This is a genomic window from Frankia sp. CcWB2 (genome assembly GCF_977927585.1).
The window spans coordinates 3,073-8,771 of sequence record NZ_CDWRCM010000192.1; the positions used below are offsets into that span (position 1 = coordinate 3,073).

The window sequence follows — 5,699 nt, forward strand, 5'->3', positions numbered from 1 at the left end:
GGTCCTGGAGACCGAGATCCGCGCCCGCACTGGTCGTGACGCGCGTGCCACGGTGCTCGGGCATCTGCAGCGCGGCGGCACGCCCACGGCCTTCGACCGGTGGCTCGCGACGCGTTTCGGACTGCACGCCGTCGACGCCGTGCACGAAGGCGACTTCGGGGTGATGGTCGCCCTGCACGGCACCCGCATCGACCGGGTTCCGCTGCAGGATGCGACCCGTGAGCTCAAGACGGTGCCCGAGGAGCTCTACCACGAGGCCGAGATCTTCTTCGGCTGACCCGGCTGACCAGGGAAGGGGCGGGCCGTCGGGCCGGACCCGGTCCGGGAACCAATCCCGGTCCGGGAGCCAGGGCTGGGTGCCGATTCCCGGGCGGATGCCTGTCCGAAGGAAGATGCCGATTCCCCGGAAAAATGTCGGGCGATGGTGACCGCCCGAACTCGACTGGGCCCGTACCCTGGTGTCGTGAGCGTACTGGATCTCTGGCGGACCCTTCCGGCCAAGCAGCAGCCGTCCTGGCCTGACCCGGCAGAGTTGAGAGCCGCCTACGACCAGCTTGCGGCCCTCCCCCCGCTGGTTACCGCGCCCGAGGTTCGGTCCTTGACCGACCGTCTCGCGCTGGTTGCTCGGGGCGAGGCGTTCCTGTTGCAGGGCGGTGACTGCGCCGAGACCTTCGTGGCGAACACCGCCGACAAGATTCGGGACAAGGTCAAGACGCTGCTGCAGATGGCGGTCGTCCTCACCTATGGTGCGAGCACGCCGGTGGTGAAGGTCGCCCGCATCGCCGGGCAGTACGCCAAGCCGCGGTCCGCGGACATCGAGGCCAGCACCGGGCTGCCCTCCTACCGGGGCGACGCCGTCAACGACATCGCGCCCACGGCCGCCGCGCGGCGGCCCGATCCGATGCGGATGGTCGCCGCCTACCATCAGAGCGCAGTCGCGCTGAACCTCGTGCGGGCCTTCGCCACCGGCGGTTTCGCCGACCTGTCGAAGGTCCACGAGTGGAACAAGGCGTTCGTGCGGGATTCCGCGGCGGGTCGCCGCTACGAGGTGATGGCGACGGACATCGAGCGTGCCCTCGCCTTCATGGCCGCCTGTGGCATCGACCTCGATCGGACCGCCGCGCTGAGCGGGGTCGAGCTGTTCACGAGTCACGAGGGCCTTCTGCTGGAGTATGAGCGTGCTCTGACCCGGATCGAGGACGCCACCGGCGATCCGTACGACCTGTCCGCCCACATGATCTGGATCGGCGAGCGGACCCGGGACCTCGACGGTGCCCATGTCAACCTGCTGTCCCGGGTGGGCAATCCGATCGGCTGCAAGATCGGGCCGAAGGCTGGCCCGGACGAGGTCCTCGAGCTTGCCGAGCGGCTCAACCCCGACCATGTCCCCGGCCGGCTCACCCTGATCTCCCGGATGGGGGCGAAGCGGGTCCGGGACACGTTGCCCTCGATCATCGAGAAGGTCAACGCTGCCGGGCCGCCCGTGGTGTGGTCGTGCGATCCGATGCACGGCAACACCCGTGACGTGAGCGGCGTCAAGACGCGCCACTTCGATGATGTCCTCGATGAGGTCTTCGGCTTCTTCGAGGTCCACAAGGCGTTGGGCACCCACCCCGGTGGCCTGCACATCGAGCTGACCGGGGAGAACGTCACCGAGTGCCTCGGTGGGGCCGAACTCATCGGGGAAGACGACCTCGGCGGCCGTTACGAGACCGCCTGCGACCCACGTCTGAACACCGGGCAGGCGCTGGAACTGGCCTTCCTCGTCGCCGAGATGCTGCAGAACACCCGGGGAGAACGCGGCGCCGTGGCCCTCGTGGGCTAACGGGATCCCGGCGTCGGCACCCCGTCCGGGGGGCTCTGCGGCGAGGGCGCGCCTACCGTGGTCGGCGTGGCATCGGAGGCGGTCGTGTCGTCTGCCGGGGTCGTGGCGGGAGCCGCGTCGGTGCCCCGCCTGCCGGGCGGGTTGGCTGATTCGGTGATGATCAGCTCTGGTGAGGCGGGGACCGACGCCGATGACGGTGCCGGGGTTGTGGCGGGAGCCAGGGCCAGGGTCGGGGCGGTGGTTGGGGTGGTCGTTCCGCTGGTGGCACCACCCGGCGCCGGGCTCGGGGGCCCTGGCGAGCCGGTGTCGGCGCCGCTGGGGGTGGGAGTGCTGAGGGCGGGCGCGGCGGTGGCCCCGGTCGCCGTGGGCCGAGGTACGGAGAGCAGCGGCGCCACGTAGGGCGGGGTGGTGAGCGCGTCACCGGCCGGCACGATCGGAGAGATCGGGCGGACAGGTGAGGGGGCCTGGACCGGCGCTGGTGCCCGCGGGCCAAGCCTGCGCCTGACGTCGTCGATGAGATCCAGAGCCGCATGCGCCGGTCCGACCGAGCCCACGGGAAGCGATCTCAGCAGGTTCTTCAGCCCGCGGGACTGCTCGGTGGTGAAGGCGTTCACCGTGGTCCAGGCGTCCGCGTCCCCGGCGGCGACCCGGGCCAGCAGCACCTGCGTGCCGGCGTGTGCCTCGGCGAGCCAGTCCCGCAGCAGCGCGTTGACCAGCGCGGGGTCGGGGCGGTCCCCGTTGCCGGGGCCGGGCGGGCCGCCCGGCGCGTTGGGGCCATCGGATCTGCCGGCACTGCCGGGGACGGCGGGCGTGCGGGGACCGGGAGACCACGTCCCCGCAGCGGGTGACACCGCAGCAGGTGACATCGCGATGGCCGGTGGTGCGGCGATGGCCGTGGGGTTCACCACCGGCACCCGGAGGCTCGTCTCCGGGGCGCCGGCACCGGTTTCCGGGGCGATTACCCCGCTGTCATTCACCGTGATCGTGCGCAGTTCGCTCATCCGCGTGCCGGCCATGCCCAGCCGGGTCTTCGCCCGCTCGACCGGATTGCGGACTAGCGACACCTGGAGCTCTTCGACCTGTCGTTTGACGCCGTACAGGGTGTCGCCGGGCAGCGCGTCTCCCGAGCTGACCGCGAGGGCCGCCGTGGTGACGGCGGCGGTGAGTGCTCCGGCCAGCAGTGGTCGAGCGGCCCGGGCCATCCTGCCCCGGCCGGAGACACCGGAGGCACCGGTCCGGCGTACCCACCGCGCGTCGACCGGGTCGTTTCCCGGCAGTTCATGATCGACGCTCTCGGGAGACGCGCGTGTGGGACGGGTTCTCGTGGGACGGGCCTCGGTCTCGTGGCTCCTCACGGAGGTGCCGGGGAAACCGGCGGCGGGGGAACGGACGGGATCGCACGCCGGGGAGCCGGTGACGGCGGCGAACAGCTGTCCGCGCAGGGCGGCGCGCCGTGCCGGATGCAGCCGCGGCGACGGCAGGTCCCGGAGGGCCGCCACCGTGTCGATCAGCCGCACGTCGGTCTCGTCGTGCGAGGGGCGCTGTCCGTCCAGCAGGTCGGCGACCCGCTCAGCCCCCCGCCCACCGCCGGCCATGCCCCGCCACCACGACCCCCGCCACCACTGAGACGTCGGCCGCCGCGAGCCGGCGGGCCACCGGCCACGACCACGCGCTGCCTTCACGCCGTCGTCCCCCGGGGAACCGGTCGCGGATCTCTCGCCCGCCGCACGATTCGTCGCACAATGTGATCAACCTGGTGGGGGATGGCGGCTCAGCCGAGGGGGTCCCACGTTGTGTTGACGTGCACGGTACTTCCTTTTTCGATTTTGGCCCCGGCCTGGGCGGACTGCGACGTCACCCGGTCGCCCGGCCCGCCGATCCAGCCGATACGGTCGATCTTCAACCCCCGGCGCCGCAGGATGTTCTCGGCTTCCCGGTAACTCTTCCCGACCACGTTCGGCACGGGGACCTGGATCCCGCTGCCGTCGCCCCCGGAACCGTCGTCGTCGTCGAACCTGCCGGCCTCGGCCACGGTGAGGGTGACGGTGCCGCCGGGTGAGATCGGCTGCCCCACGTCGGGAGAGACCCCGAAGACCTGACCGGGCTGCACGGCGTCGTTCACGGCACCGATACGCTGCACCACGAGGCCGATGTTCAGGCCGACGAGCTCGGCCCTGGCCTCCTCGAACGACTTGCCGATGATGTCGGCCGGCACCGGCTTCGCCGCGGGGCCCGTCGAAGTGATCACGACGACCTTGTCCTTCGGCTTGAGTGCGGTGCCGGCCCCGGGGTTCGTACCGATCACATGGCCCGCCGGCACCGTGTCACTGGACTGTGGGCTCAGGCCGCCGAGGGTCAGGTTCACTTCGGCCAGCCGGGCCTTGGCCTGGGCCTCGGTGAGGTTCGCCAGGTCCGGCACGCGCACCGTCGCGGGCCCGGAGCTCAGCCGCAGGGTGATGAGCGCGCCCTTGTCGACCTTCGACCCGTCCTGGGGATCCTGCTGGGAGACGTGGCCGACCGGCACCGTGGCGCTGGTGACCGGGTCGAGGTAGGTGAACTGGAAGCCGGCGTCGCGCAGCATCTTCTCGGCGTCGGATCTGCTCAGGTTTGTCAGCAGCGGGACCTCGGTCCCTCCGCCGGACAGGGAACGGAACGCGAGGATCCCGAGCAGCAGGACCAGGACGGCCACGCCACCGACGACGACCGGGATGAGCCCCCGGGAGCGTGGCGATGCGGCGGCCCGTCGCCGCCCGCGCCCGCCACCACCCCCGAGATAGGCCGTGGCGGTCGGGGAGGGCGGGGAGGCGGATCGATAGAGCGCGCCGGTGCCTGGCTGGCCCGGCCCGGCACCGGCGAACGCGCGCTCCGCGGCGGCCCCCGCCCCGGCGCCCTGGGAGTCGTCGTAGTCCTCGGCCTGGAATGGCTGGGTGTACCCGGGATCCTGGGTGTACCCGGGATCCCGAGCCCCTGGAGGCCGCTCGGCCAACCCGATCCGTTCGATCTCGCCGGTGAACCCGCTCGGGTAGGCGTCCTGCGGGGGCAGGAACGGCTCGATGCGCCGCAGCTCCGCCAGCAGCGCCGCACCATCGGCCGGCCGGCGCGCCGGGTCGCGGGCGGTGGCCCGGAGAACAAGACCGTCCAGCTCGGCGGGAATGCCCTCGATCATGGTGGACGGCGCCGGCACGTCGCCGTGGACGGACTGGTAGGCCACCGACATCGGGGTGGCGCCGCTGTGCGGGAGCTGCCCGGTCAGGGATTCGAAGAGCACCACACCGGCGGCGTAGACGTCGCTGCGGGTGTCGGCGACGCCGTGGGTGACCTGCTCAGGGGCGAGGTACCCGACAGTGCCCATCACCACTCCGCCGGTGAGTGCCTGGGTGGGTTGGCTCACCGGACGGGCGAGGCCGAAGTCCGGGACCTTCACTTGGCCGTCGTCACCGAGCAGGATGTTCTCGGGCTTGATGTCGCGGTGGATGATGCCGGCGGCATGCGCGGCGCCGAGGGCTTCGATCACGGGCTCGATGATCTCGATGGCCTCGGCGACCGGGAGCCGGCCCCGGGCACCCAGGTGCTGGCGCAGCGACCGGCCGCGCACCAGCTCCATCACCAGGTAGTTGACCAGGCCGGCGGGGATGTGGTCGGAGCCCTGGTCGAGGACGGAGACGACGCGCGGGGTGTTGAGCCGCGCCACGGCCTTGGCCTCGCGATGGAAACGGGTGACGAACTCCGGGTCGTGATTGAGAGTGGGATGCATGACCTTGAGGGCAACGAGCCGGTCCAGCCGGTTGTCGTGCGCGACGTACACCGTCGCCATCCCGCCGACGGCGAGCCGTTCCTGCGCCGTGTAGCGGCCGTCGAGAAGCCGACCTATGAC

The 5,699-nt window shown here is 71.7% G+C and carries 4 protein-coding genes; 2 read left to right on the forward strand and 2 right to left on the reverse strand.

Annotated features, from left to right (window positions below; genetic code table 11):
* Both ACY45C_RS17545 and ACY45C_RS17550 read left to right on the forward strand, forming a co-directional pair.
* Positions 1–277: 6-phosphofructokinase (locus tag ACY45C_RS17545; protein WP_462188640.1), on the forward strand; the 277-nt coding region annotated here is incomplete at its 5' end.
* A gap of 144 nt (positions 278–421) precedes the next feature.
* On the forward strand, positions 422–1,825 hold the full coding sequence (locus ACY45C_RS17550) for a class II 3-deoxy-7-phosphoheptulonate synthase (protein ID WP_462188641.1): 1,404 nt from the start codon (positions 422–424) through the stop codon (positions 1,823–1,825).
* On the opposite strand, the gene ACY45C_RS17555 is transcribed toward ACY45C_RS17550, so the two are convergent.
* Together ACY45C_RS17555 and pknB are read right to left on the reverse strand one after the other, a co-directional pair.
* Positions 1,822–3,420: a DUF5667 domain-containing protein gene (locus ACY45C_RS17555; protein ID WP_462188642.1), complete on the reverse strand. Its 1,599-nt coding sequence runs from the start codon at positions 3,418–3,420 to the stop codon at positions 1,822–1,824. The two genes, ACY45C_RS17550 and ACY45C_RS17555, sit on opposite strands and share 4 nt — an antisense overlap.
* Before the next feature lie 176 nt (positions 3,421–3,596).
* Positions 3,597–5,699: Stk1 family PASTA domain-containing Ser/Thr kinase (gene pknB / locus ACY45C_RS17560; protein ID WP_462188643.1), on the reverse strand; the 2,103-nt coding region annotated here is incomplete at its 5' end.

Bases quoted from the DNA above. Each gene is read 5' to 3' on its own strand.
- ACY45C_RS17550 (WP_462188641.1), top strand. From the start codon at position 422: ATGGTGACCGCCCGAACTCGACTGGGCCCGTACCCTGGTGTCGTGAGC.
- ACY45C_RS17555 (WP_462188642.1), bottom strand. From the start codon at position 3,420: ATGGCCGGCGGTGGGCGGGGGGCTGAGCGGGTCGCCGACCTGCTGGAC.